The sequence below is a fragment of the Janthinobacterium sp. NKUCC06_STL genome, from assembly GCF_019345455.1.
Lineage (GTDB): Bacteria > Pseudomonadota > Gammaproteobacteria > Burkholderiales > Burkholderiaceae_D > Janthinobacterium > Janthinobacterium rivuli.
In genome coordinates this window covers 127,630-152,494 of sequence record NZ_JAHKQY010000011.1, presented here as the reverse complement: position 1 = coordinate 152,494, position 24,865 = coordinate 127,630, and the positions used below count along the sequence as shown (strand labels likewise).

Here is a 24,865-nt window from a genome sequence, read left to right as displayed (position 1 = left end):
CGACATGGACTTTCATTTTAATCAGGAACAGCAGCAATTCGCCGATGCGCTCAGGCGCTGGGTCGACAAGGATTACCGCTTTGAAACGCGGCAAAAAATCATCCACTCGGCCACGGGCACGTCCGATGCCGCCTGGGCCACCCTGGCCGAGCTGGGCATGACGGCCTTGCCGCTGCCGGCCGGCGCGGGCGGCTTCGACGGCACGGCCGTGGACATGCTGCTGGTGATGCAGGAACTGGGCCGTGGCCTGGTGGTCGAGCCCTACCTGGCCACCGTGCTGGGCGCGCGCTTCCTGAGCCTGGCAGGCGGCCACGATGGCGTGCTGGAACAGGTCGCCAGCGGCAGCCTGAAACTGGCTTGCGCGCTCGGTGAACGCCAGTCGCGCCACGAACTCAATGATATTGCCGCCACGGCGACAAGCCGAGGCGACGGTTTCGTGCTCGATGGCGAGAAAACCGTCGTCATTCATGGCGCGCAGGCGGGCGCCTTGATCGTTTCGGCGCGCAGCGGCGGTAGCCAAAGCGATACGGACGGCATTTCGCTGTTCCTCGTGCCTGTTGACGCGCCCGGCGTTTCCGTGCGCGACTACCGCACCATCGACGGCCAGCGCGCCGCCACCGTCACCCTCGTGCAAGTGGTGCTGGGCCACGACGCCTTGATCGGCAAGGCGGGGCAGGGCTGGTCCGTGCTGGACGCGGCCGTCGATTACGGCGCCTCCTTGCTGTGCGCGGAAGCCGTGGGCGCCATGGACGCCATCTTCGCCGCCACCCTGGAATACCTGAAGACGCGCCAGCAGTTCGGCGCGCCGATCGGCAAATTCCAGGCCTTGCAGCACCGCATGGCCGACATGTTCATCCACCTGGAGCAGGCCCGTTCGATGGCCATGCTGGCCGCCGCCAAGGTCGACAGCGACGACGCGTCCGAGCGGCGCCGCACGGTCTCCGCCGCCAAGGCGAGAGTGGGACTGGCCGCCACCTTTGTCGGCCAGCAAGCCGTGCAATTGCATGGCGGCATGGGCGTCACCGACGAATTGCCTGCTGCCCACCATTTCAAGCGCCTTGCCATGATCGCCCTGACCTTGGGCGACGTGGACCATCATATCGAGCGCTTTATCGCCCAGCCGGGCTTTTTGCCGACGGAGACCGCATGACCGCATCGCCTGCCACCACCCCGAAACACTGGTATTTCGAAGACTTTACGCAAGGCCTGGAAATCGACCTGGGCCAGCGCCACGTAACGGAAAAGGAAATCATCGCTTTTGCCACGGATTTCGATCCGCAGCCATTCCACGTCGACCATGCGGCCGCCGAAAAGACCATCTTCAAGGGCGTCATCGCCAGCGGCTGGCATACCTGCGGCATGATGATGCGCCTGGTGGTGGACAATCTGCTCAAGCATTCGTCCAGCATGGGTTCGCCCGGCCTGGACAGCATCCGCTGGCTCAAACCCGTGCGCGCGGGCGACACTTTGCAGCTGACCTACCAGGTCAAGGACGTGCGCCCATCCACATCGAAGCCGGACCGCGGCATCGTCATTTCCGTGTGGAGCGTGCGCAACCAGCATGGCGAAGTGGTGACGACAGTGGAAGGCATGGGCATGTTCGGCCGCCGTCCGGCAGGCGAAAACCATGCGTGATATCGCCGGCATCGCCGGTTTTCAAGCGCTGGCGGGACAGCACGTGGCTGTTTCGGACTGGCTGACCATCACCCAGCAGCGCATCGACACCTTTGCCGACGCCACGGACGACCATCAGTGGATCCATGTGGACGCCGAACGCTGCGCGCGCGAGTCGCCGTACGGCTGCACCGTGGCGCACGGCTTCCTGACCTTGTCCCTGCTGCCGGCCATGTTGCAGGGTGCGCTGCACATGGCCGGCATCCGCATGGCCATCAACTATGGCTTGAATAAAGTGCGCTTTCCCGCGCCCGTGCCCGTCGGTAGCCGTTTGCGCGCGCGGCTCGACATCCTCTCCGTCGACGACGTGCTGGAAGGCGCGCAAGTGAACTGGGCAGTCACCATGGAACGCGAAGGCGACCCGAAACCCGTGTGCGTGGCGGAATTTTTGATGCGCTGCTATCCCTGATCACTCCCCCTCCGGCGCGCAATACCTGTCCCGCCCCGTATGTTTGGCGCGGTACAGCAGGGCGTCGGCGGCGCGGATCAGGGCGCTGGGGTCCATGCCTTCCGTGGGCATGATGCTGGCCATGCCCAGGCTGACGGTGACGTGCGGGCCGACGCTCGATCTGGCGTGGGCAATTTCCAGCGCGCGCACTTCGTCGAGGATGCGCTGGGCCACCACTTCGGCGCCGTCGCGCGTTTCCTGCGGCAGCAGGATGATGAATTCCTCGCCGCCGTAGCGCGCCAGCAGGTCGGGCGGGCGCACGGCGCAGCGGCGCAGGGCGGCGCTCACCTGCTGCAGGCACAGGTCGCCCGCCTGGTGGCCATACGTATCGTTGTAATCCTTGAAGTGGTCGATATCGGCCATGATCAGGGCCATCGGCACGCCGTCGCGCGCGCAGCGCCGCCATTCGCTGTCCATCGTGTCGTTGAAGCTGCGCCGGTTGGCCACGCCCGTGAGCGAATCCGTCAGCGACAGTTCGCGCATGGCGTCGGCTTGCCGCTTGATGGTCAGCTGGCTGCGCACGCGGGCGCGCACGACGGCCGCGTTGAACGGTTTCGTGATGAAATCGACGGCGCCCGCTTCCAGCGCCCGCGTTTCGTCTTCGGGCTGGTTCAGGGCCGTGACGAAAATGACGGGAATGGCGTTCAGGAGGGCCGATTCGCGCAGCGCGCTGCAGACCGCATAGCCATCCATGCCGGGCATGACGGCGTCGAGCAGGATCAGGTCCGGCAGTTGATTATGCGCAATTTCCAGCGCCTTGTCGCCGCTCAGGGCGAACAGCACGTCGTGTTCCTCGCGCAGCAGCTGGTGCAGGATCTGGATATTTTCCATGGCGTCATCGACGATGAGGATGCGCCCGTTCATGGCAAGGTTGGTCCAGCTCACTTGTTTTCCTCTCGTTTCAGCTGATCGAGCACGAGTTTTTCCGCCTCGGCAAAATTCAGCGTTTCAATCGCATGTGCCATCGCCAGCGCCGCTTCCCGGTCCGACTGTTGTATGGCGGGGTGCAGGGCCTGGAATTGCGCCAGCGCTTTCAGGTTGTTGTTGTGGATCAGGACCAGCAGCTCGGACAGGCCAGCGTGCAGATCGACGGGCGCACCGCCGGGCGCTGCCGCTGCCGGCTGGCTGCGCCGTACGGGCGAGGGCAGGGTGCGCGCCGCTTCGATGACTTCGGCCATCGCCCGTTCCAGCTTTCCCAGCTGGGCGGCCGTGGCGTGCGGTTGCCCCGTTTTCAGCGCCTTTTCCGCCTCGCCGGCCAGGCTGGCGATCTGCGTGGCGCCCAGGTTGGCGGCCACGCCGCACACGCGGTGCAGCAGTTGCGCCGCCTGCTGCAGATGGCCGGCGGCCAGCAGGCGCCGCGTTTCCTCGACGGCGTCGCCTTGCGAATTCTCAAAGCGCTTGAGCAGGGCCAGGAAGGCGCCGTAGTCGCCGCCGAAACGGTGCAGGGCCGCCGTCAGGTCGATGCCGGGCACGGTGGCCGGCAAGTCCGGCGTCTGCGTGGCGGCATCGGCTGCCTGGACGGCGCCGTCGCCGCCACCCAGGGAAGAGCGCACCAGGCGGGTCAGGGTCTCGATCATCTCGTCGACATCGATGGGCTTGGCTACATGCGCGTTCATGCCGCTGGCGATGGCGCGCAGACGGTCTTCGTCCATGGCATTGGCCGTCATGGCGATGATGGGCAAGTCCGGCAAGCCCAGGGCGCGGATGGCCAGGGTGGCGTCGTAGCCATTCATGACGGGCATCTGCAAATCCATCAGCACCACGTCCCAGGCGTTGGGCGTGCTGGCGAGCAAGTCGACGGCCAGCCTGCCATTGGCGGCCACGGCCACGCGCGCCCCCGAGTGCAGCAGGATGTACTGCGCCACTTCCTGGTTGATTTCATTGTCTTCCACCAGCAGCACGCGCATGCCTGTGAGCAAACCCGACAAGGGCGTGGACACGGGCAGCACGGATGGCGCGCTGCGGCCATTGCGTCCATCCCGCACGGCGGTGACGGCCGCCAGCAGGCGCGCCGGAGTGGCCGGTTTCGAGACGATGCCGGCCAGCATCAGGCTGTCGGCCAGACGTTCGAGGTTTTCACTGTCCTGGTCGGCCACCAGCATGATCACGGGCGGCAGCGCCAGGTGTTCGTCGGCGCGCGCCTCGGTGAGCATGGAAATGCCATCCATGCCGGGCATGGCCGCGTCGAGCAGCACCATATCCACGTGAGCGGCCGCCTGCAAGCCGTCCAGGCCGCTGGCGTGGTTGCGCAGCAGGGCCAGGCCGGCCGCTCCGCTGTCGGCGCTGCGGCTGTGCCAGCCCTGCGCCGCGCACCAGTCTTCCAGCATGGCGCGCACGCTGGCGTTGTCGTCGATGATCAGCAGCGACAGGGCCTTGGGCACGCCCTTGCCGGACGGCTCGGGCGGCGGCGCCACCTTCTCGAAGCGGCAGCTGAAGCGGAAGTCGGAACCCTGGCCCAGCGTGCTTTTGACGCTGAGGGTGCCGCCCATCAGTTCCACCATGCGCCGGCAGATGGCCAGCCCCAGTCCCGTGCCGCCGTATTTGCGGCTGGTGCCGCTGTCGCCCTGGGAAAACGCGTCGAAGATGCGTTCCTGCTCGGCCGCGCCGATGCCGATGCCCGTGTCGCGCACGGAAAACGCGAGGGTGGCGCTGGCCGCATCCTCGGCCTCCATGCCGATGCTCAGCACCACTTCGCCATGCGCGGTGAACTTGACGGCGTTGCCCACAAGGTTGATGAGGATCTGTTCCACGCGCAGGGCGTCGCCGATCAGTTCGTCAGGCACGCCGGGATCGAGCACGAACACGGGCTCCACGCCGCGCGCCCAGGCGCTGCTGGCCAGCAGCACGCCCACGCTACCCAGCATGCGTTCGAGCTGGAAGCGGCGCTGTTCCAGCACCATCTGCCCCGCCTCGATCTTGGAAAAATCGAGCACGTCGTTGACGATGTTGAGCAGCGACTGCGTCGCCATCTGGATCTTGCCGACATAGCTGCGCTCGCGCCGTTCCAGCGGCGACTCTTCCAGCAGGCGCGCCAGACCGATGATGGCGTTCATCGGCGTGCGGATTTCATGGCTCATGTTGGCGACGAATTCGCTCTTCGCGATACTGGCCGCCTCTGCCTTGTCGCGCGCGCGCACCATCTGCTCGTTGAGTTCGTGCAGGCGCAATTCCGTGCGCTTGAGTTCGGAGACGTCCGAGGCCAGCACGAAGAAGCCGCGCACGCCGCCGTTGTCGTCGAAATCGGGGATGTAATTGGTCCATGTGTGGCACACCTGGCCGCCGGGATCGAGCAGGTCGCGCTCGAAGCTTTGCGGCCGGCCCGCCAGCACGCCCTCGACGTGGGGCGCATACACGTCGAACAGTTCCTGCCCCAGCAATTCGCTCATGTGGATGCCGGCCAGCTCGGCGCTGCTGCGGCCAAACCATTCGTTATAGAATTTATTTGCAAATAGGCAACGCAAATCGGCGCCCCAGTACGACACCATGCCGGGCAGGTTGTCGGTGACGGTGCGGATGAAGCGCTCGTTCTGTTCCAGGCGCCAAGTGGTGGCGTGCAGCACCTCGGTGGCGCGCTTGCGTTCCGTGATGTCGATCGAGACCCCCAGCACATGGCTGGGGCGCCCCGCATCGTCGCGCAAGACCACCTTGCGCGTGGTGAAGTGGCGCGTGGTGCCGTCGGCCGTATTGATCGCTTCCTGTTCGATTTCCACCATCTGCCCCGTGGCCAGCAGCTTGCGGTCGGCGCTGACGAAGGCGGACGCCTGCTGCGGCGGGAAGAAATCATGGTCCGTCTTGCCCAGCAATTGCTCGCGCGAGCGTCCCAGGGTCAGTTCCGCGTGGCGGTTGACCATTTCAAAGCTCAGCTTGTCTGCGCGCTTGACGAAGACCATGGCCGGGATGTTTTCAATGATGGTGCCAAACAGGTGTTTCGAGCGGCGAAATTCCGCTTCGCTGCGCTTGCGCTCGGTAATGTCCAGCCACAGGCCCGATACGCCCAGCAACTGCTGTTCCGGGCCAAAAATCGGGTGGTAGGAGACGATCCAGTGACTCAGTTGTTCGCGCTGCTGGCCGCTATGGCCTTGCAATTCCATGTCGACGATGGGCTGCCCCGTCCCGAGGACCTGACGCACGCAGCGTTCCACCTCGGCGCGCACGGCGTCGTCGAACAGCATGGCGCCCACGGGACGGCCCAGGTGCTGCGCCACGCTGGCCCCGTTGATGGTGGCCAGGTAGTGGTTGATCATGACGATGCGCAAGTCCAGGTCCACGAACAGCATGCCGATCGGCGCCGTCGCGTACACGGTTTCCAGCAGGCGCGTGGATTTTTCCAGGGCCAGCGTGCGTTCGGCCACCAGGCTTTCAAGCTGCGTGCGGTGGCGCCGCAGGTCGCGTTCCAGCGCGCCCAGGGCACTGGCCATGTCGGCCGATTCGCGGTCCGCGTGCTTGTTTGAGAGCAAGGATTTGCCTTGCGCCAGCGCATGGATTTGCTGCGTCAGTTCCTGCAGGGTGCTGGCCAGACGGCCGCCCACGCGCCAGGCCAGGGCAAAGCCGGCACCGAGCAGCAGCGCCAGGATGAGGGAACCCGTGACTACCGAGCGCAGCAGGGCTTCTGCCACCGTGCTGGTGCGCATGGTGACGGCCACCGTCCAGGCGGCGTCCGGGGCGCGGCGAAAGCCCGTGTACACGTCGATGCCTTCCAGGGTGGCATGGCGCAGCACGCCTTCGCGCGCCTGGCGTATCTGTTCCAGCAGGGGCGCCGCAGTGCGCTGGCCCACATAGCGCTGCGGCGCCAGGGTGCGCGCCACGTTGATGCCGTTGGCATTGATGATGGCCGCGCCCAGGTAGGCGGGTAGGTGCAGTTCGCGCAGCAGCACGGACAGGTAGTCGGGCGGGTACAGTGCCGTCAGCACGTAGGCGGCTCCCTGCTTGCGCGGCAAGGGCAGGTTCAGGGCCAGCTGCGGCACGCTGTCGGGTGCCTTGGCCAGGCTGGTCAGCCGCGGCTTGCCGTAGTCGCGCGTGCGCTCCATGCTGGCGGCCCATTTTTGCGGCAGGGGAGGCGGCGCCTGGCTGGCGGGCAAGGTCGTATTGATCAGCTGGCGGCCCTTGGCGTCGGAAACGATGAAGCCGCTGACGGCCAGGCCCGGCTGCAGCAGGCTGGCGGCCAGGACACGCAGGGCGCCGATGTCGTCGGCTTGCAGGGCGGGCGAGCCGGCCAGGATCTGCGCGGCCATCTGGGCGCCGTTCAGGTCGCGTTCGACGGCGGCCGCGACCGCCCGCGCCGCCTGCGCCGTTTCGCTGACGACATGGTCGCGTTCGCGCGTGTAGCTTTGCGCCACGAGCAGGAGAAACACGAGCGCCGTCGGAATGACCCAGGCGAGCACCAGCCATGAAATTCTTGAGCGTATCGAAGGCAAATCTTGCACCCGGAAAGCTCCCAGAATGGATGAGTCGACAGGCAGGCTCACGCTGGCGCTGGCTGACCTTGAATGAAAAGATGCTAGACGAAATTGATTGTTCTGACAAGCCTAGTTTCTGGAATGGAAAAAAGCTTGCGCAAGGCATACAGAAGAGGGGTGATACCCATCCCGCCGTGGCTGCGGGATGGCACGGCGGATTACGGCACCACGGTCAGCACGTCGACGTCGATTTCCGGGCTTTCCATGAAGTCTTTTTCCACTTCGCCGCGGATTTCCACGCGGGTTTTGGCGTCGATCTTGCGATTCATGAAGACCTTGTCGTCGATGTCCACGCGGATTTCCGCCGTGCCATCGGAGAAGGTGTATTTCTCGTTGCCCACTTTGCGCAGCAGATTGCCGCGCAGCACGACGGCCTGGTCGTCGACGGGGTTTTTCAGGATGGCGGCCACATTGCCGGGCGCGGCCGGGCCGGCCGTCGGTCCCACGTATTGGGCTTGCGCGCTGCCGGCCAGCAAGGCGCAGGCTGCGGCCAGGGAAACGATGAGTTTGCGGTGCAGTGACATGGTATTCCTTTGATAGTGACTGGAGGCTCAGAAAAAGACGGCGGTGCGGGCAATGATAGCACCGGCATTACCGTAGGGCATGTTCGCCCGGACGCTGCCCGTGCCGGCCACACCATCGTCGAATTTGCTGTCGATCTGCTCCGCGTAGCTCTCGGGCAGGTTGTCGAAACGGATGCCGTTGCCGGCCCGGCCGCCCACTTCGTCGTTGTACAGGTAGACGGCGCCGCCCTGGGCGCTGGTCATGAATTGCGAGGTGCCGTTGAACGAGCCGGTGATGAAGCCGCCCAGCGCCAGGTGCTGCGGCGCCAGGGTGAATTCGCGCGGCTGGCCGTCGCCGATCTGGCCGTCGCCATTGCCGTTGCCGGCCGAATTGGGCACGTGCACGGTGCCCTGGAGATCGTCGCCGGGCAGGGCGCGGAACTTGTCCTGGTAGGCGTTGACGGCGGCCGTCAGCGCATTCGACTGCTGGATGATGTTTTTCACCTTGGCGCTGTCGATCAAGCCTTGTCCCTTGAGCACGCCACCGAGCAGCAAGCCGATGATGACCAGGACGATGGCGATTTCTACGAGCGTAAAGCCGTGCTGGCGGCGTGGGAGCATGGGATTTCCTTGGAAAAAAGTGCTACAGCTTGAGATGGCAGTTTACTGCAATTGGTGCCCGATGCACATGGCATTTCAGGCAGCGGCTCATGGGGCGGCCTGTGCTTTCTTCCTGGCCAGTTCGTCGAGCCGGCGCGCGAGGAAGGCCAGTTCATGCGGGTCACTGATCTGGCCGCTGGCGAGCAGGCCGCCGATCACCAGGCGGGCGCCGTCGAGCTGGTCCATGTCTTCCAGGATGAACGCTTCCATCTCGCGCACCCACGGCGGCACCTGCGGCCCCGTCGCCAGCTGGCGCAATGCGCGCGCGTAGCCGAGCGCCAGCGGCAGGTCGTGCAACTGGTGCTTTGCCACCAGCACGGCCTGCGCCATGGCGGGCCAGCGGCGCCGCGGGTCGGCCGCGAAGCTGGCGGCGACAAAATCGAGCATGCGGCGCGCGCGCTGCGGATCGGCCACGCCGGCATACACCTCGCCGGCGGCCACCAGCGCGTACTGGCTGCGCGGATCGAGCGTTTGCGCCGTTTCCAGCCAGCCGGCCAGGCGGTCATAGTCGAGTTCGCGCCACGGCAGGCTGACGCCGGCCTGGTCTTCGAACGATTGCAGGTACAGCAGCATGGCTTTCGACATGGCCAGCGGCTCGCCCAGGCTGGCCAGACGCGCCACGCCAGCCGGCGGCGCGGCGGGCAGCGGGCGTGCCTGGGCGGGAGCGTGCTGCTGCGCCAGGCGCCAGCCCAGCTGCAATAACAGGCAAGCCGCCAGCAGCCAGCACACGGGGCGCGGCACGCTGGTCCATGGACGCTGGCTGGTCGCGGCCATCAGATGTTCCTGCGGTAAAAGTCGCACAATGCGCAGCTGGCCAGCAAGGCCACATAGATGCCGGTTTGCGCCGCCACGTTGAGCAGCGCCTGCCAGTCGCCGGTGGCGTACAGCAGCCATTCCGTGCGCGTAAACGCGTCCAGGCGTGGCAGCAGCAGGGCCAGCACGTCGATGGCGCCGGCCGTTGCCCGTTGAACCAGGGAATCGCCTGCCTGCGGACCATGCGCCAGCAGTTGCAGGCTGCCCAGCATGCGCGCCAGCACGTAGAAGCCGCCCGTGGCGGCCAGCGCCGGCAGGGCCTGCTGCAAGCTGGCCGCGCACAGCAGGCTGAAGGCGGCGACGATCCACAACTCTCCCAGCAAGGACAGCGCCCACAGCGCGCATTGCGCGGGCGCGGCGAACAGCGCCATCAACAGTCCGAACAGCACGGCGGGAATGGCCGCCAGCGTGCCATAGCCCAGCAGTTTGCCCAGCAGGTAGGCGGCGCGCGGCATCGGCAGCGCCAGCAGCAGTTCCAGGCCCCGGTCGGCCGCTTCGCGCGCCATGCTGGTGATGATGAAGGTAGCCAGCAGGAAAACGCCGGCCAGGCGCAGGGTGGCCGCCAGCAGGGCCGCCTGCACGGCGCCGCTTTCCGTCAGCGCCAGTTGCTGCAGGAAGCCGGCCAGGGCGGCCGCGCCGCAGGCGGCCAGCAGGAACAGCCATGGCAGGCGGCTGCGCAGCGCTTCGAGCAGCGTGTAGCGGGCGATGGTGAACGAGGGCGAGAGCATCGGCATCAGCGTGGCAGCCTTTGCGCGGCCACCATGCGGTTGAACAGGATGTTTGGCGACAGCCAGGCGACGATATCGTCGAACTCGCCGCCCGGCTGCTGCGGGCTGCTGGCGGCGCGGCTGATGACGGTGGTGGCGTTTGAAGCATTGTTGCGCTCGTCGACATTGTTGCCGAACGGCACAGCCTGGCGCTGGCCCTGCACGCTGGTGGCGCCGAAACCGTTCTTGCCGTGCGACATGATCATCGCGGGGATGTCGTTCAAGGCCGTCGCCTGCAGCAGCGCGCCGCCATTGCGCGTGACGATGCTGATGTCGCGCGGCGTCGACAGGCTGAAAAGCTGGCCGCTGTCGCTGAAGGCCGGCGTCACGCTGTAGCGCAGCAGATTGTTCCAGCTGTCGCCCTGGCGTAGTCCCAGGGTGGCCCAGGGCAGGAAACCGGCGCGTTTTTCGCCCGTGCAGCGCGTGCCGCGCCGGTCTTCCAGGCCGCTCATGGAGGAGATGGCGGGACAGGGCAGGTAGCCGTAGCGCAACGCGTAGCCGGTCAACGCTTCCTTCGCTTCATTGAGCGCCTGTTGCGTCTCGGCCACCTTGCGCTGCTCCAGTTGCACCGTCAAGGGCGTGACCAGGCCGCCGATCATGAGGCCCACGATGACGAGCACGATGGCGATCTCGATCAGGGAAAAGCCGCCATGACGGCGCGGATGGCGGGCGCTCATGGCAGGTTGCGCGCGGCGCGCATGCGTTGGTACAGGGTGGGCAAGGTAATCCAGGTCAGCATGTCGTCGAAGGCGCCGCCGGGCAGCGCGGCATTGCCGGTGGCGGGGCGGGCAATGAAGCCGCGGCTGGCGCGATCGTTGGCCGCCTCATCGATATTGCCGCGTGCCGTATTGATCTGCGGCACGCCGCTGGCGGCCGTGCCGTAATGATCCTTGCCTTGCGAGAACAGCACGACGGGCAGGCATTGGGCGCTGACGTCGCACAGCGCCTGGCCCGCCACGAAGGCAAGTTCGCCGCGCGGACCGCGTTCAAGCACGACCCTGTTGGCGATGGCGGAAAACGAGACGATGGGGGCGCGAGCCATTTCCGGCGTGACGCTGTAGCGCAGCAGCTTGCCCCAGGCATCCACGCCGTCCACGCCCAGCGCCACCCACGGCAAAAAGCCGCTGCAGGCGGCATCGTCGGCGCAGTCGGCGGCCCGTTCGCGCCCGTCGAGGGCGGAGGCGGCCGGACGGGGCAGGCGGCCATTGGTCGCCGCAAAGCCCAGCAAGGCGTCGCGCGCCTGCGCCAGGGTGGCCAGGGTGCGCTGCTGGCGTTCGGCTTCGCCCGTGTTGCGGCCAAAAGCGCTGATCAGCAGGCTGGCCGCGCCCAGGCCCAGCACGGCCACCAGCAGGAGCAGGGCGGCGCCACGCTGGCGACGAGCTTTCCGTGGCGTCATGGCGGGGTCTCCTGCACTTCGGTGACCGTGCCGCTGGCCGGGTCGTAGCGCTGGCCAGGTTTCAGCAGTACCACCTGGCCGTTCGACAGGCGCAGGGTCAAGGTGCCGGGTTTGCCACGGGCAAGGCGGTTGTGCGGCTCGTTCTGCGCTTCCTGGTTCAGCCAGACGGTGGAGCGGCCGCTGCTGCGCACCACCACGCCATTCAATTCCACGGGCGGGGCGGGCGGTGGCGGGGGCGGTGGCGCCGCCAGGGCCGGATCGGGTGGCGGCGGCCCGTAGCGTTGCGTGTCGAGCTGGGCGCGCTGCTGGGGCGACAGGAACAAGCGCCCCAGCTGCTGTGCCTGTGCATGGAGAGTGGGCGCGGCGCCGGCCAGCAGCGCGCACAGGACGAGAGCGTACCTCATGGCGGCCCCGCCACGGCCAGGCTGTTGACGGTCAGCCACAGCAGCTCGCATTCGGCGCCCAAGGTGGGTGCTGCCGCGCCGCCAGCCCCGGCTGCCCCATGGCGCTTGAGCTTGCACTCCTGCACGGCGAAATAGCCGGCCTGGCGCAAATCGTCAAACAGGTTCAGCAAATCCATCTCGTGCAGCAAATCCATCTGCAGGCGCATGCGGCTGCCGCGCAAATGATATTGCCCCATCACCATCGGCAACGGCACTTGCAGCCCTTGCTGGGGACTGATGTCATAGCTGATCGGCAGCAGCTTGCGCTGTTCCTGGCTGCGGTGGATGGCGTCGATCCAGGCCAGGCGGTTTTCCTCGCCGATCAGGCCGCGCTGGCGCAGCGCCAGGAATTGCGGTTCGTAGGCGCGGATTTCCTGCTTTTCCGCTTCCGCGTGGTTGAACAGGGTGGCCGCCGCCGCGCGCGTGTGCTGGGCCAGGTACAGCTGTTGCGCTTCGCGCGTGCGATAGGCGGTGCTCAAGCTCAGCAGCACCACCCCGGCCAGCAAGGTCAGCGCAAAGCACAGCAGGGCGCCGCGCACCAGGTGCAGTTCGCCCAGCCAGGCGGGCAGGGTGCGCGCAGGCGTGCTTGCCCGCTGCATGCCGGGCAGGGGCGGCTGCTTGACGGGGCCGCTCATGGCTGCCACTCCAGCAAGAGGGTAAAGCGGGCCTGGCTGTCCGGCGCCGGCGCGGCGCTCTTGCCGGACAAGGCCACGCTGGGACGCAAGTCGAGCGGCGTTTCCTCTATCCTTACCTGCATGCCCGGCTGGCGCGCCAGGGTTTGCGCAAACGCCGTGATGGCGGCCAGCGCCGCGCGGTAGTCATTGTTCGGCATGGCCACGTCCGCTTCCAGGCGCAGCGCCTGCGGCGGGGCGACGGGGATGCCGGCCAGGCTGCTGCCCAGCGGGCGACCGCTTTCCGTCTGCGGTGCTTGCTGGCTGCCGCTCGTGCGCGCTGGGGGCGGTCCCGCGTTCCAGTGCAGCTGGCCCAGCTGGATTTGCGGCGCCTGGTCCAGCGCCGCGCCCAGCAGGCCCAGCAGGCGGCCCGGATCCGGCGCCTGGCTGGCGATCATCTGGCCCAGGGTGACGGCCACTTTCATGTTCTGCGTCCTGGCCGGCGCCGGCGGCTGCGTCGACATGACGCTGCGGTAGCGTTCCTGGTAGGACGCCGTTTCCTGCGCCAGGCGCTGCGTGGTGGCCCCGTCGGCGATGCCGCCCAGTAAATTGATCACGCACCACAGGGCGGCCGACGCGCCGATCAGCGCGCTGGCGCCATACAGCGTCTTGCGCGCGCGCTGGAAGTGGTAATAGCGGGCCAGCGCGCCGGGCGGATAGTGGCTGGCCGGCGGATGCTTGCCCAGCAAGGTCAGCAGCAATGCATCGGCCAGCGCCGGCGTCTGGCGCAAGCCCACCCGTGCGCCGGCCTGTTGCAGGTCGATGAAGTGATACGCCACTTCGACGCCGTTGTCGCACAACAATTCAAGCTTGGCGATCTGCGCGGCTGGCGCCAGGATGACGGTATTGAGCAGGTCGCCGCGCGCCAGCATGCGCGTGCTGGTGAGAAATTGCCGCGTCTTTTCCGTTTCCAGCGCGATATTCACGGCCACGCCGTCGAGCGCGATGGTGGCCGTCTGGCGCGAAAAGCGCAACTGGCCCTTTTCATAGTAACTTTGCCGCAAGCCGCCCGATTGCTGCGTCACCAGCAGCAAGTGTTCATGCGCGAGCGACAGCTTTTTGACCAGCGCAATACTGAGCAGGCTGGTCGAATAAATGCCGGCCACGGGCACGCGCAAGTGTTCAAGCGCCTCGGTCCACGGCTGCAGCAAGGTGGGGTTGGTCAGGGCGAAAAACAGCACCTGGTCGTCGTGGCGGCCCGTGCTTTCGCGGCCCAGCATGGCGCTGCCCCGGTAGGGCGTATCGCGGTGCAGCTGCTGCCTGCGCCGCTCGAGCAGGGCGCGGCCCGCCTTGCCGCGCACATGGGGCACGAGCTGATGCTGGAAATCTTCCTCGATCAAGTCCGTCAGCAGGTAGACGGGCACGCCCAGCCTTTGCTGCTGCGGGTCTTCCAGCCACGCGGCGAAGCCGTCCAGCCCGGCCGCGCTGGCGGCGAAGGTCTGGCCCGGGCCCAGCACGCCATGGTCCCAGTCGTAGGCGCACAGGGCGTCGCTGGTAATGTAGAGTAATTGTTTGCGGAACACGGCGGCCTCAGGTTTTGATTGTGCTGATGGTGTCGTAGATCGGCCCCAGCACCGACAGCATGATCCAGCCCAGCAGCAAGCCCAGGATGACCGTCATGGCCGGCTCGATCATGGCTTGCACTTTTTCAATCAATTCCTTCACTTCGCGGTTGTAAAAGTAACTGACATTGCGCAAGGCCGTGTCCAGCGAACCCGTGGCCTCGCCCACCTTCAGCATGCGGATCACCAGCGGCGGGAAGATGCCCGTATGCTGAAAGGCGGCGGTGACGCCATGGCCTTCGCTGATCAGCTGGGCGGCGCGGCGCAGGCCGGCCGCCACCACCTGGTTGCCGGCGATGCCTTCGGACAGGCGGATGCATTCGAGTATTGTGATGCCGGAGGCATACATCAGGGCAAAAAACGTGGCGAAGCGGGCCAGGATGATCTTGTGCAGCACGGGGCCGACCAGCCACAGCCGCAGTTTCAAGCCATCCCAGGCATAGCGGGCGCCTTCGTTGCGGCGGATCAGGGCGCGCAGGCCGAAAAACAGCAGCACGGGCAAAGCCAGCAGCAGATACCAGTAGTCGATGAACACGTTCGACACGGCAATGAGCACGCGCGTGTGCAGCGGCAGCTCGCCGCCCATGTTGCGAATAAAAGCCGTCAGCTGGGGGACCAGATAGATCATCAGGAAAAACGTCACGGCCGCCACGACGATGGCCACGATGACGGGGTACATGACGATCTTGCGCGTCTGCGAGGCCAGCTCGTCCTGCCATTTCAGACTTTCGGACAGGTTCTTGAAGACGTCGGCGATCCTGCCGCTCTGTTCGCCCGCCAGTATCAGGCTGGTGAACGTGGCGTCGAAGATGTCGCCATGTTGGGCCAGCGCGCCGGACAGGGGCAGGCCACCCTCGATGCTTTCGATCAGGTCCGTGACGACTTCGCGCAGGCGCGGGTGGTCCGTGCTTTCGCGCAAGTCATTCAAGCCTTCCAGGATGGGCACACCCGCACCCGTCAATTGCTCCATGTGAAAACAGAAATTGATCAGGTCGCGCCGGTGGATGACCCGCTTGCCCAGCAACACCAGGTACTGCCCCGTGATCTTGCAGTCGATGAGGTCGAGCTGCATGCGGTGCAAGCGCGCTTCCAGATCCGGCACGTTGGCCGCCTCCATGCTGCCGGGAATCAGCGCGCCGGCGGCATCCATGGCGCGGTAGACATATTGCGCCATCAGGCCAGCCTTTCCGTCAGGTCGACCACGCGGCCCACTTCTTCCAGGGTGGTGACGCCTTCCATCACGCGGCGCATGCCGTCGTCGACGATGCCCTTGAAGCCGGCTGCGCGCGCCGCGTTCTTCAATTCGCGCGAACTGGCGCGGCGTGCCGTCAATTCATCGAGTTCGGCCGTCATCTTGAGGATTTCCATGATGGCCAGGCGGCCCTTGTAACCCTGGTGGGCGCAGCGCTCGCAGCCGGCGGCGCGGCAGATGGACACGGGCGCTTCGTCCGGGACCAGGCCCAGCAGTCGGCGTTCGATGCTATCGGCGATCACCGTTTCCTTGCAGTGCGGACACAAACGGCGCACCAGGCGCTGCGCCACGATGCCGATGATGTTGCCGGCCATGATGTCGGGCAGGATGCCGATGTCGAGCAGGCGCGCCACGGAACCGATGGCCGAGCTCGTATGCAGGGTGGAATACACCTGGTGGCCCGTCATGGCGGCGGCAAAGGCCATTTCCGCCGTTTCGCGGTCGCGGATCTCGCCAACTAAAATGATGTCCGGGTCTTGCCGCATCATCGAACGGATGCCGTCGGCAAAGCCCAGCTTGACGGATTCGTTGACGGAAGTCTGGCGTATCATGTTCATCGGATACTCGACCGGATCTTCCAGGGTCATGATGTTGACGCTTTCCGTATTGATATGGTTGAGTATCGAATACAGGGTCGTGGTCTTGCCGCTGCCCGTCGGGCCCGTCACGAGGATCACACCGTCGGGGCGCGCGATCATCAGTTTCAGCAAGTTCAGCTCCGCTTCGGCCAGGCCCAAGGCGTCGAGCGGCACGATGCCTTTTTGCCGGTCCAGTACGCGCAGCACGACGTTTTCGCCATGCGTGGTGGGCTGCGCCGAGGCGCGAAAGTCGATTTGCCGCCCGGAAAACTTGATGCTGATGCGCCCATCCTGCGGCGCGCGCGCCTCGGCGATATTCATGTTCGACATCACCTTCAGGCGCACGGCCATGGCCGGCCAGTACGATTTGTGCAGGCTGCGGATTTGCCGCAGGATGCCGTCGATGCGGTAGCGGATGCGCAGGAACGACTGTTCCGGCTCGAAATGGATGTCCGAGGCGCCGTTCTGCACGGCATCGGCCAGCAGCGCATCGATCAGACGCACCATGGGCTGGCTGTACTCGTCCGATGGCGATGCCATGCTTTGATAGCTGACTTCGCCCGTTTCGATCTCGTGCAGGATGCCGTCGATCGACAGTTCGAAGCCATAGTACTGGTCGATGGCGCGCGAAATGTCCGATTCGTTGACCAGCACGGTGGAAATCGTGATGCCCTTGACCAGCATGGCGCTGATTTGATCGAGCGCAACGATGTTGCTGGTGTCGGCCATGGCCAGGATCAGATTGTCCGCCTGCCGTTCATAGACGATAGGGAAGACGCGATAGCGCTTGGCCACGTCTTTCGGGATCAGTTTTAATGCAATGGCGTCGACCACCAGGCTCGACAGATCGGCGCTGACCTGTTTCAGGTTTTCGCTGAGCGCCTCGCGCACAGTCGCTTCCGTGACGAAACCCAGGGTGATCAAGAGCTTGCCCAGCGGCTCGCTGCTGCGCCGCTGCTCGATCAGGGCGATGCGCAGCTGGTCTTCGCTGATCACGCCTTTCTGGATCAGCAGCTTGCCGAGGGGAAGTTTTGCCTGTTCTGCCATGTGATGCTTATTCCTGACGGGGTGGGGTAGTGGCCGGCTCGGCCGTGGCCACAGCTGCCGTCAATTCGCGCAAGCGCGTTTGCACGACGGCTTGGTCGAAGGCGGCCGGCGTCGCTTGCGCCAGGCTCAAGGCGCGCTGGTAATACGTGGCGGCCAGCCGGGGCTGGTTCAGCCGGTCCAGGCCCACGGCCAGGTTGAAGGCATAGTCGGGATTGCCGGGCGCGGCGCCATAGGCGCGGAAAAATTGCTGCTGTGCCTCGTTCCAGCGGCGCTGCTTGGCGTAAACATTGCCCAGTGCAAACAGCACGGGTGCGCTGTCGGGGCTGCGCGCCAGGATGGCTTTCAGCCTTGCTTCGCTCTGCGCCACGTCGCCCTGGCGCAGTCCGATCAGGCCGGCCAGCGCTTCGCCATCGTCGGGATTGATTTCCAGCAAACGCACGTACAGGGCCGCCGCTTGCGCACCCTGCTGCTCGCGCAGGGCCACGGCCGCCAGGCCCAGCAGCGCGTCGCGGTTATTCGCATCCTGCCGCAGCACCGTTTCATATTGCTGACGAGCCAGGCCCAGCTGGCCCCCGTTGAAGGCCTGGTAGGCTTGCTGCACGCCGGGGTTGATTTGCGGCGCGGCCACGCTGCGCTGCACCTGGATCTGGCTGTTGTCGGGCGCGGCCACCGGTGGCAGGCTCGGTGGCGCAGGCGGGGCCAGGTGCGCCAGCTGCGCCGCCACGGCGGCCTGGATCATCGCCTGCTGGTCCGCCGCAGCTGTCTGCTGGCGCGCGTCGCGCGGATAGTCGGGCGGCAGTGCGGCAGGCGTCATGGCGTCCGTCGGCGCGGCACCCGTGGCCGGCAGCACCAGCACGGGGCCGGCAACGCCGGCCGCGCCCGGAGCGTCCGTCAGCGGCATGGGCACGCCGGGCAGGCTGGCGCCCGCGCCGGGGCTGGTGCTGGCGCGCCAGTACCAGTACGCCATGGAACCTGCCACCAGCAGCAATATGGCCAGCAGCACGGCCAGGCGCACGGTGGCCGGGTCGACGCTGATGGGGCCGGTGGGACCTTTCGGCGGCGGATTGCTGCGGCTGGCGCGTGGCCGGGCGGGCGGCGGTTCGGCGCGCGCGCGTGGCGGTTCGGGAGGCGGGCCAGGCTGCGCGCCACCGGACTCGGGCTGCGGCGCGGGCGCGTCCGCCAGCGGTTCCAGGCGCAAGGTGCTGGCCGGCGGCGCGGGCGGCGGTGCCACTGGCGCGGCAGGCGTGGCAGGGGGCGGCAGGGAGTCGGCCGGCGCCAGTTCCAGGACCTGGTCGTAGGCTTCGGACGGCTTTTCCAGTTCCTCGTCGGAAAGGCTGTTCTGCTTGGCGCGCTCGGCCTTCTTGAGGGCCTGCATCAGCAAGCTCATGGAAAATCTCCCTGCAAGCGCGCCTGCGGCCGGACGGCCGGCGCCGGCGGGCCATCCGTGTAGGGCTGGCTGTTGAGCGGCGCCTGGCCGGGCAGCAGGTAGCGGTACGCGCGGTAATCGCCCTCGACGCTGGCATCCTTGACGACGACGGGGCGCATGAAGATCACCAGTTCCGTCTTGCTGCTTGCTTCATTGCGGTAGGTAAACAGATTGCCCACCAACGGCAGGCTGGACAGGCCGGGCACGCCATCGCGGGCATTGTCGATGGAATCCTGCATCAGGCCGCCCATCACGGCGATCTGGCCATTGCCCACTTTCATGATCGATTCCAGCTCGCGCGCCTGGATCACGGGCACGCGGCTTTGCACGTTGGCCGTGGCCAGGGCCGGATTCGGGTCTTGCACGTAGCCCACGATGCGCGTGATGGTGGGGCGCACGTTGAGGGTGACTTCATCGCTGTCGGAAATCTGCGGCGTGACGCTCATGACGAAGCCGACGGGCACCGTTTCCAGTTTCGATTCATACGTGGCCGGCGTGGTGATGGTGCCCGTCGAGCTGATCACGGCGGGCGTCACCTTGATGGTAAAGAAGACATTGTTGTCGACCACCTTCAGCATGGCCGTCTGGTTGTTCAGCACGCTGATCTTCGGGCTGGACAGCACTTTCACCTTGCCGAACGATTCGAGCAGCTGGATGGTCGTTTTGAAACTGTCTTTCAGGTAATCGAGCACGAAGATGCCGGGCGTGGCGCCGGGCGTGACTCCGCTGGACAGGCCCGCCGTGCCCACTTGCCCTTGCCGCAATTGCAGGCTGCCCGTCAGGCGCGACCAGTTGATGCCCTGCTGGTATTCATTGCTCAGGCGCACTTCGAGGATGGTCGCCTCGATCAGCACTTGCCGCTTGGCGCTGTGCAATACGGCGTCGAGGAATTCGGCGATCTTTTCATGCTGGCGCCCCGTGGCCCGCACGGCGATCAGGCCGCCTTCCACGTTGACGACGACGGACGAGGGGCTGCCCTTGTTGGCCAGCTTTAACAGCGGCATGCCGTTCGCATCGAGCGGCTGGCCGGGATTCGCGTTCTGGATGGGCGCCTGCTGCTGGCCTGGCGCATACTGGCCGCCAGTCTGCATCGGCGCCTGGCCGCCGTATTGATTGCCGGCCTGATTCTGCTGCTGGCCAGGCTGGACTTGCTGTGCCTGCTGTCCTTGCTGCCCCTGCTGGCCGGGCATGCTCGTCAATTGCTGGTTCAGCTGCGCCAGCGGGTCCACCTGCACGTCGTTGAGCGTGGTCTCGCGCAGCAGGTCGCGGATATTCTTTTCCAGGCTGTACCAGAAATTATTTTCCGAACGATTCACGACCAGGGTAGTCGAATTGTTATTGCCATTGCCGCCGCTGCCCTGCGTCCCGCCCACGGGGTTGCTGGCGTTGTTCGACCCGCCGCCCGCCGTGGAGATTTGCGTGGCGATATTCACGCTGCTGTTGGTGCTGCGCGCCATGTTGACGTAATCCACCTTGTAATTGCGCCACACGGGCGCGTCGGGCAGCACGGTCAGGTTCTTGCCCTCGATTTCGTAGCGCATATCGACTTGCTTGCCGATACGCGCCAGCAGTTGCGGCAGGGTCTGGTTCAGCGCATTCAAGGTGACGCTGCCTTCGATTTGCGGGTGGATGTCGATATTCATGCCCGCGTCGCGCGTCAGCGCAAACAGCAGCGATTGCACGGGCACCTTGTGCACGGTGACGCTGTAGGTCTCCACTTTGGGCGCCGGCAAGGGTGCGGCCAGCGCGCTGCTTTGCTGCACCGGTTCGGGAATGACGCCGGCGGGAACGGGCGCGGCATTGAGGTGGGCCGGCGACAGCGGCGTTTGATGCGTGGCGCAGCCGGCCAGCATGGTGCTGCAGGCGAGGGCGACCCAGGAGGCCAGCACAGGAATAGGGTGTTGAGTCATGAAAAGTTCGCCCTTGAAGTCGTGTTGTGCTTTTGTAATTTTACCCAGCATGATCGCTCAAAAGCAATCGGCTGTGCAGGCCCGAGAGGCAATATGCGGAAATAAAGTCAGGGGGCGCCACGCCCCGTTTTTGCCGCGATCATGGCTTTCATTTCCATGCGGATACTATCTATGTCGCTCAGCAATATTTTCTGTGGCGATGCCGGGGCCAGCCTGGCCCGCACGGCTTCGGCGCTGGCCTGGTCGGCAAAGCTGCCGTAAACGATGAGCAGGCGCGCGGCGGAGGTATTGCGCGGCGTCTTTGCGGGCGCGCCGCCAGGCAGGCGAAACACGTGGAGGTCGCGCAGGCCGGTGGCTTGCTGCGCCTGCTGCAGGAAGGTTTCCGCCGCAGCCGTCTCGGTGGCGGGCAGGCTGGCGATCTGCAGCACCAGTTGCCGTGCCCCTTGGCGCGCCAGCCAGTCGCGCGATTCGGCCAGCTTGTTGTCGAGCAGCGTGGATGGCGCTGGCAACGGTGCGCGCGCCACGGCTGTCTGCAGCGCGCCTGGGTGCGCAATGGCGGGCGTGGTGGCGTGTACCTGCGATGCCTGGAATGCCTGGCTTGCCGGCGGGGCCGTCCTGGCGGTCGCCGCTGTCTGTCCCTGGCTGTCCGTCAGCCATTGCCACAGCAGCGCCGTGGCCAGCAGCAGCATCAGCGCGCTCAAGGCGCCCGCCAGCAGCTTGCCCGCATGCCAGGGCGCGCGGTAAAAGGGGCTGTCGGCAATGGCCAGGCGCATGTGGCGCGCACTGATTTCCTGTGCATCGTCCGCAAACGCGGCCAGCAAGGCCTTGTCGGCCAAAATGTTGACCCTGCGCACGATGCCTTGCGCCGCGCGCGCCAGCCGGCGCAGTGCGGCCGGCGTGAAGACGAGCGGCGTCATGCGGCCGGCGGCGCTCAGGCGGCATGCCAGATAGTCGCCCAGCAAGGCCCGCGGCAGGGGCGGCACGCTAAAACTGTGGGTGATGCGTTCCTTCAATGGGCGAAACTGGGGCAAGTCCAGGGTGTGCTGCAATTCCGGCTGGCCAAACAGGACGATTTGCAGCAGCTTGTGGCTGGCCGTTTCCAGATTCGTCAGCAGGCGCAGCGCTTCCAGCGTGGCGCCCGGCATGGCTTGCGCTTCTTCGGCCAGCAGCACCACCTGCCGTCCCGCCGCATGCCGGGCGATCAGCTCGCCGTGCAGGGCGCGCAGCACGGCATCGGCGCGGCATCCGTCCAGTTCCAGGCCCAGTTCGGCGGCGATGGCGTGCAGCACGTCGTCCGGCTCCAGGCGTGGATTGAGCAGGTACAGCACATCGACGTGGGGCGGCAGGCGCTCGGCCAGCATGCGGCACAACATGGTCTTGCCGCTGCCCACTTCGCCTGTCAGCTTGATGATGCCTTCGCCTTGCGTGACGGCATACAGCAGCGCATCGAGCAGTTCGCCCCGTGTATTGCCCGTATAAAAGAAGGCCGGGTCCGGCGTGATGCCGAACGGCGCCGTGCGCAAGCCGAAATGGCGCAGATACATGCCGTGCGGCGCGGGCGCGTAGCCGCTGGGGCTGGGGCTGGCGGCGTGCGGTGCGGAGACAGGGGCGTTCATGTCGCGATGCAATTGAGAAAAGCCTGTTCCAGGCTGGCGTCTTCGGCGCCGCCATGGCGCGCGCGGCATTCGGCTGGCGTACCTGTAAACACGATGCGGCCCGCATGCAGGATGGCCATGCGGTCGCACAATTCTTCCACGTCGGCCAGCGCATGCGAGGTGAGCAGGGCGCCACGGCCTTGTGTGCGCGCTTGCCGCAGCACTTGCTTGAACTGCGCGCGCGCCTTCGGGTCGAGCCCGCTCATCGGTTCATCGAGCACCAGTTGCGGCTTGCCCGACAGCAAGCAGGCGGCCAGTCCCAGCTTTTGCATCATGCCTTTTGAATACTCGCGCGCGGGGCGCAGCAAGGCGTCCGGGGCAAGGTCCAGCGCGTCCAGGGTTTGCTGCAGCGCCTGCGCATCGGGGGTCGCCTTGTGCAGGCGCGCCAGGTAGCGCAGGAAGTCGCCGCCCGTCAGGTAATGGGGTGCCTGGAAGCGTTCCGGCAGAAACGACAGGGGCTGGCGCGCCGCGCCGTGGCGGTGCGGCTGGGCGAAGATGGTGATGTTACCCCGCTCGGGCGCGCAAAAGTCGAGCAGGCATTTCAGCAGCGATGTCTTGCCCGCGCCATTCACGCCAACCAGACCGAACAGTTCTCCCGCGCGCACCTGCAGGTCGACGCCGCGCAGCACGGCGCTGCCCGCCAGTTGCAGATGCACGTTGTGGAACTCGATGGCACAGGCATTCATAGGGGCAATGGTCGGCAGGGAAGACGGGGAAGGATCTCCATTATTGCCATGGGCGCAGGTGGGCGGCAAGCGTTTCCTTGCAGTGTGTTGAAATGCGCGAAAATCAAGCCACGCAATGTATTTTCTTTAAGAAACAACAGGTTCTGGAATAAAATACCTGCGCGCGCCGCTGGCGTGTATCGTCTGTGGATTTTGTTTGTCGAGGAGTATGCAATGGCAAGGCCAGAGAAAGTCCGGCTCGGTGAAATTTTGGTGCAGCAGAAATTGCTGACGGAAGAACAGTTGGGCCAGGCCTTGACGGAACAGAAGCGTTCGGGGCGCAAGCTGGGCCGCGTTTTTGTCGAGCACGGCTTCGTCACGGAAGAGCAGATTTCGGGCGCGCTGGCGCGCCAGCTCGACATTCCCTACATCAATCTGAAGTTTTTCAACATCAATCCCGAACTGGTGCGGCTGCTGCCGGAAACCCAGGCACGGCGCTTCCGCGCGCTGGTGCTGGAAGACCGCCGCGAGGGCTTGCTGGTCGGCATGTCCGATCCGACGGACCTGTTCGCTTATGATGAAATTTCGCGCCTGGTCAAGCGCCATATCGAGCTGGCCGTTGTCAATGAAACGGAAGTGCTGGCCGCCATCGACCGCATCTACCGCCGCACGGAGGATATCTCCACGCTGACGCGCGAGCTGGAGCAGGACCTGGGCGACGTGTCCGTCGACTTTGGCGCGCTGGCTGCCAATCCGGGCCTGGAAGAGGCGCCCATCGTCAAGCTGCTGCAATCCGTGTTCGAGGATGCCACGCAGGTGCGCGCCTCGGACATCCACATCGAGCCGCAGGAAGGCCGGCTGCAGATCCGCTTCCGCATCGACGGCGTGCTGCACCTGCAGACGGAAGCGGACAGCAAGATCGCCAGTTCGCTGGCGCTGCGTTTAAAGCTGATGTCGGACCTCGATATTTCCGAGAAGCGCTTGCCGCAGGATGGCCGCTTCGCCATCCGCGTGAAAAACCAGCGCATCGACGTGCGTATTTCCACCATGCCAACGCAGTACGGCGAATCGGTGGTGATGCGCTTGCTGAACCAGGGTGGCACGACCTTGCGCCTGGACGCCATCGGCATGCCGCCCAAGCTGGTGGCGCAGTTCCGCGCCATCGTCAGCCGTCCGAACGGCCTCGTGCTGGTGACGGGGCCGACCGGCAGCGGCAAAACGACGACCTTGTACTGCGCCTTGTCCGAGCTCAATTCCGTGGAAAAAAAGCTCATCACGGTGGAAGACCCGGTCGAATACCGCTTGCCGGGCATTAACCAGGTGCAAGTGAACGAGAAGATCGAACTGAACTTTGCCCGGGTGTTGCGTTCGGCCCTGCGGCAAGATCCCGACATCGTGCTGGTCGGCGAGATGCGCGACCAGGAAACGGCGCAGATCGGCCTGCGCGCCGCCATGACGGGTCACCTGGTGCTGTCGACCCTGCATACCAATGACGCCATCAGCACGCCGCTGCGCCTGATGGACATGGGCGTGCCCCGCTACATGGTGGGCAGTTCGCTGCAAGCCGTGCTGGCGCAGCGCCTGGTGCGCGTGATCTGCGAAAGCTGCAGCACGCCGTACCAGCCCACGCCGAATGAATACGAATGGCTGCGTCTGGAACTGGGCGAGCTGGTCGAGCGCAACCAGTATTTCCACGGCAAGGGCTGCTCGCATTGCAACGGCATGGGTTACCGGGGCCGCACGGGCGTGTACGAATTGCTGGAAATCACGCGCGCCGTGGCCGACGCCGCCAACCATGCCGATCCTTCCCACTTCATGAAGGTGGCGACGGCGCAGATGGCGGGCGAGACCCTGCGCCGCCACGCCGTGCAGCTGGTGGTGCAAGGCCGCACGACGGTGATGGAAGCGATGCGCATCAGCAACCAGAGCGAGGATTGAG

General features: G+C 65.8%; 21 protein-coding genes. 4 read left to right on the top strand and 17 right to left on the bottom strand.

Going from position 1 to position 24,865, the window contains the following annotated elements; genetic code table 11:
* Positions 1 to 4 precede the first annotated feature (4 nt).
* Genes KO539_RS25925 through KO539_RS25915 form a run of 3 tightly spaced genes read left to right on the top strand, consistent with a single transcriptional unit; the run spans position 5 to position 2,083 of the window.
* Positions 5 to 1,150, top strand: a complete 1,146-nt coding sequence (locus KO539_RS25925) for an acyl-CoA dehydrogenase family protein (protein WP_219312851.1) — start codon at positions 5 to 7, stop codon at positions 1,148 to 1,150.
* Positions 1,147 to 1,635 (top strand): MaoC family dehydratase, encoded by a 489-nt coding sequence (locus KO539_RS25920; protein WP_219312849.1) that lies wholly within the window; start codon positions 1,147 to 1,149, stop codon positions 1,633 to 1,635. Before KO539_RS25925 ends, KO539_RS25920 begins: the two co-directional genes overlap by 4 nt.
* On the top strand, positions 1,628 to 2,083 hold the full coding sequence (locus KO539_RS25915; RefSeq protein ID WP_219312847.1) for a MaoC family dehydratase: 456 nt from the start codon (positions 1,628 to 1,630) through the stop codon (positions 2,081 to 2,083). The genes KO539_RS25920 and KO539_RS25915 overlap by 8 nt, the downstream gene beginning before the upstream one ends.
* Here KO539_RS25915 and KO539_RS25910 read toward each other — a convergent pair whose 3' ends face one another.
* The 17 genes from KO539_RS25910 to KO539_RS25830 all read right to left on the bottom strand — a co-directional run bounded on the left by KO539_RS25910 (position 2,084) and on the right by KO539_RS25830 (position 22,947).
* Entirely contained in the window at positions 2,084 to 3,007 is a 924-nt protein-coding gene (locus KO539_RS25910) for a diguanylate cyclase domain-containing protein (RefSeq protein ID WP_099403076.1), read from the bottom strand. It abuts the gene before it with no gap.
* A complete protein-coding gene (locus KO539_RS25905; RefSeq protein WP_219312845.1) occupies positions 3,004 to 7,503 on the bottom strand; it encodes a PAS domain-containing protein in 4,500 nt (1,499 codons plus the stop codon). The genes KO539_RS25910 and KO539_RS25905 overlap by 4 nt, the downstream gene beginning before the upstream one ends.
* 233 nt (positions 7,504 to 7,736) lie before the next feature.
* Entirely contained in the window at positions 7,737 to 8,102 is a 366-nt protein-coding gene (locus tag KO539_RS25900) for a YgiW/YdeI family stress tolerance OB fold protein (RefSeq protein ID WP_219312843.1), read from the bottom strand.
* A gap of 27 nt (positions 8,103 to 8,129) precedes the next feature.
* Entirely contained in the window at positions 8,130 to 8,702 is a 573-nt protein-coding gene (locus KO539_RS25895) for a prepilin-type N-terminal cleavage/methylation domain-containing protein (RefSeq protein ID WP_219312841.1), read from the bottom strand.
* Positions 8,703 to 8,789: 87 nt separating this feature from the next.
* The gene (locus tag KO539_RS25890) at positions 8,790 to 9,515 is read right to left on the bottom strand and encodes a hypothetical protein (protein WP_219312839.1); all 726 of its coding nucleotides are present in this window, start codon (positions 9,513 to 9,515) and stop codon (positions 8,790 to 8,792) included.
* Positions 9,515 to 10,288 carry an ABC transporter permease gene (locus tag KO539_RS25885; protein WP_219312837.1) on the bottom strand — a complete coding sequence of 258 codons (774 nt, stop codon included), beginning with the start codon at positions 10,286 to 10,288 and terminating at the stop codon, positions 9,515 to 9,517. Before KO539_RS25885 ends, KO539_RS25890 begins: the two co-directional genes overlap by 1 nt.
* Complete coding sequence (locus KO539_RS25880; protein WP_219312835.1) at positions 10,288 to 10,998, bottom strand: type II secretion system protein; 711 nt, start codon at positions 10,996 to 10,998, stop codon at positions 10,288 to 10,290. Before KO539_RS25880 ends, KO539_RS25885 begins: the two co-directional genes overlap by 1 nt.
* Positions 10,995 to 11,717 carry a hypothetical protein gene (locus tag KO539_RS25875; RefSeq protein ID WP_219312833.1) on the bottom strand — a complete coding sequence of 241 codons (723 nt, stop codon included), beginning with the start codon at positions 11,715 to 11,717 and terminating at the stop codon, positions 10,995 to 10,997. Before KO539_RS25875 ends, KO539_RS25880 begins: the two co-directional genes overlap by 4 nt.
* Positions 11,714 to 12,121: a hypothetical protein gene (locus KO539_RS25870; RefSeq protein WP_219312832.1), complete on the bottom strand. Its 408-nt coding sequence runs from the start codon at positions 12,119 to 12,121 to the stop codon at positions 11,714 to 11,716. The genes KO539_RS25875 and KO539_RS25870 overlap by 4 nt, the downstream gene beginning before the upstream one ends.
* Positions 12,118 to 12,795, bottom strand: coding sequence for a hypothetical protein (locus KO539_RS25865; protein WP_257626476.1), 678 nt, complete (start codon positions 12,793 to 12,795; stop codon positions 12,118 to 12,120). The genes KO539_RS25870 and KO539_RS25865 overlap by 4 nt, the downstream gene beginning before the upstream one ends.
* Positions 12,792 to 14,354, bottom strand: coding sequence for a hypothetical protein (locus KO539_RS25860; RefSeq protein ID WP_219312830.1), 1,563 nt, complete (start codon positions 14,352 to 14,354; stop codon positions 12,792 to 12,794). The genes KO539_RS25865 and KO539_RS25860 overlap by 4 nt, the downstream gene beginning before the upstream one ends.
* Positions 14,355 to 14,361: 7 nt before the next feature.
* A complete protein-coding gene (locus KO539_RS25855; RefSeq protein WP_219312828.1) occupies positions 14,362 to 15,567 on the bottom strand; it encodes a type II secretion system F family protein in 1,206 nt (401 codons plus the stop codon).
* A complete protein-coding gene (locus KO539_RS25850) occupies positions 15,567 to 17,270 on the bottom strand; it encodes a GspE/PulE family protein (protein WP_219312826.1) in 1,704 nt (567 codons plus the stop codon). The genes KO539_RS25855 and KO539_RS25850 overlap by 1 nt, the downstream gene beginning before the upstream one ends.
* A 7-nt stretch (positions 17,271 to 17,277) precedes the next feature.
* Entirely contained in the window at positions 17,278 to 18,657 is a 1,380-nt protein-coding gene (locus KO539_RS25845; protein WP_219312824.1) for a tetratricopeptide repeat protein, read from the bottom strand.
* On the bottom strand, positions 18,654 to 20,606 hold the full coding sequence (locus tag KO539_RS25840; protein ID WP_219312822.1) for a type II secretion system protein GspD: 1,953 nt from the start codon (positions 20,604 to 20,606) through the stop codon (positions 18,654 to 18,656). Before KO539_RS25840 ends, KO539_RS25845 begins: the two co-directional genes overlap by 4 nt.
* 107 nt (positions 20,607 to 20,713) lie before the next feature.
* The gene (locus KO539_RS25835) at positions 20,714 to 22,222 is read right to left on the bottom strand and encodes an ExeA family protein (protein ID WP_257626475.1); all 1,509 of its coding nucleotides are present in this window, start codon (positions 22,220 to 22,222) and stop codon (positions 20,714 to 20,716) included.
* Positions 22,219 to 22,947: an ABC transporter ATP-binding protein gene (locus tag KO539_RS25830; RefSeq protein WP_219312820.1), complete on the bottom strand. Its 729-nt coding sequence runs from the start codon at positions 22,945 to 22,947 to the stop codon at positions 22,219 to 22,221. Before KO539_RS25830 ends, KO539_RS25835 begins: the two co-directional genes overlap by 4 nt.
* Positions 22,948 to 23,160: 213 nt before the next feature.
* Between KO539_RS25830 and KO539_RS25825 the strand changes: the two genes are divergently transcribed.
* Positions 23,161 to 24,864, top strand: coding sequence for a GspE/PulE family protein (locus tag KO539_RS25825; RefSeq protein WP_035819688.1), 1,704 nt, complete (start codon positions 23,161 to 23,163; stop codon positions 24,862 to 24,864).
* The last annotated feature ends 1 nt before the right edge of the window (position 24,865 follow it).

Coding starts and splice junctions, on each gene's coding strand:
- KO539_RS25925 (WP_219312851.1), top strand. CDS start 5: ATGGACTTTCATTTTAATCAGGAACAGCAGCAATTCGCCGATGCGCTC.
- KO539_RS25920 (WP_219312849.1), top strand. CDS start 1,147: ATGACCGCATCGCCTGCCACCACCCCGAAACACTGGTATTTCGAAGAC.
- KO539_RS25915 (WP_219312847.1), top strand. CDS start 1,628: ATGCGTGATATCGCCGGCATCGCCGGTTTTCAAGCGCTGGCGGGACAG.
- KO539_RS25900 (WP_219312843.1), bottom strand. CDS start 8,102: ATGTCACTGCACCGCAAACTCATCGTTTCCCTGGCCGCAGCCTGCGCC.
- KO539_RS25895 (WP_219312841.1), bottom strand. CDS start 8,702: ATGCTCCCACGCCGCCAGCACGGCTTTACGCTCGTAGAAATCGCCATC.
- KO539_RS25890 (WP_219312839.1), bottom strand. CDS start 9,515: ATGGCCGCGACCAGCCAGCGTCCATGGACCAGCGTGCCGCGCCCCGTG.
- KO539_RS25885 (WP_219312837.1), bottom strand. CDS start 10,288: ATGCCGATGCTCTCGCCCTCGTTCACCATCGCCCGCTACACGCTGCTC.
- KO539_RS25880 (WP_219312835.1), bottom strand. CDS start 10,998: ATGAGCGCCCGCCATCCGCGCCGTCATGGCGGCTTTTCCCTGATCGAG.
- KO539_RS25875 (WP_219312833.1), bottom strand. CDS start 11,717: ATGACGCCACGGAAAGCTCGTCGCCAGCGTGGCGCCGCCCTGCTCCTG.
- KO539_RS25870 (WP_219312832.1), bottom strand. CDS start 12,121: ATGAGGTACGCTCTCGTCCTGTGCGCGCTGCTGGCCGGCGCCGCGCCC.
- KO539_RS25865 (WP_257626476.1), bottom strand. CDS start 12,795: ATGAGCGGCCCCGTCAAGCAGCCGCCCCTGCCCGGCATGCAGCGGGCA.
- KO539_RS25855 (WP_219312828.1), bottom strand. CDS start 15,567: ATGGCGCAATATGTCTACCGCGCCATGGATGCCGCCGGCGCGCTGATT.
- KO539_RS25850 (WP_219312826.1), bottom strand. CDS start 17,270: ATGGCAGAACAGGCAAAACTTCCCCTCGGCAAGCTGCTGATCCAGAAA.
- KO539_RS25845 (WP_219312824.1), bottom strand. CDS start 18,657: ATGAGCTTGCTGATGCAGGCCCTCAAGAAGGCCGAGCGCGCCAAGCAG.
- KO539_RS25840 (WP_219312822.1), bottom strand. CDS start 20,606: ATGACTCAACACCCTATTCCTGTGCTGGCCTCCTGGGTCGCCCTCGCC.
- KO539_RS25835 (WP_257626475.1), bottom strand. CDS start 22,222: ATGAACGCCCCTGTCTCCGCACCGCACGCCGCCAGCCCCAGCCCCAGC.
- KO539_RS25830 (WP_219312820.1), bottom strand. CDS start 22,947: ATGAATGCCTGTGCCATCGAGTTCCACAACGTGCATCTGCAACTGGCG.
- KO539_RS25825 (WP_035819688.1), top strand. CDS start 23,161: ATGGCAAGGCCAGAGAAAGTCCGGCTCGGTGAAATTTTGGTGCAGCAG.